Annotated in this window: 1 pseudogene; it reads left to right on the top strand. The window is 46.9% G+C overall.

The annotated features are described in order from the left end of the window. Window positions 1-118: 118 nt before the first annotated feature. Window positions 119-535 (top strand): annotated as a pseudogene (gene vmeJ / locus R8N49_RS29955) (multidrug efflux RND transporter periplasmic adaptor subunit VmeJ); the annotation flags it as partial.

Genomic DNA, 535 nt, shown 5'->3' with positions numbered 1-535 from the left:
TAGCGTGTAATTGACACGATGACAGGCAGCCTATTGGCTGCCTGAGTTTTACGTAGCAGGATGTCACGTAAACATGCTCTCAGCGCTCCGCAGGAGAGAATAATAAAAAGGACTTTGTATGTCTGGAACTTCGTTTGGGCGACGTTTTGTCGAACGTCCATGGCTAGTATCTCTCATCCTTATTTTGCTACTTGTTGCTTGGTTGGCTGCAGGGCAGCTCAAAGCACAAGGTGACCACACCTCATCCCCATCTCTCCAATCTGAAAACACGCCCTTAGCTAAGGTGATGTTTGATACTTTCACCGCAAAACCTACCAGTAAAACGATAGAACTTTATGGCCGAACCGCACCCAATCGCCAAGCTCGTCTTGGTGCAGAAGTGGCCGGTAAAATTGTCAGTCTCAACATCAATAAAGGGCAACTTGTTAAGCAAGGACAAGTGATTGCTAACATTGATAAGCGGGATTTGGACAGTCAGCTCAAACGCGCTCAGGCCATGCTGCGAGTGAAAGAAAAGGAGTTTAATGCCGCAAAA

It is taken from the genome of Vibrio sp. 1978 (assembly GCF_033344345.1).
Note: the sequence above shows the minus strand (reverse complement) of the source record. Positions and strands in the feature narration are given on the sequence as shown.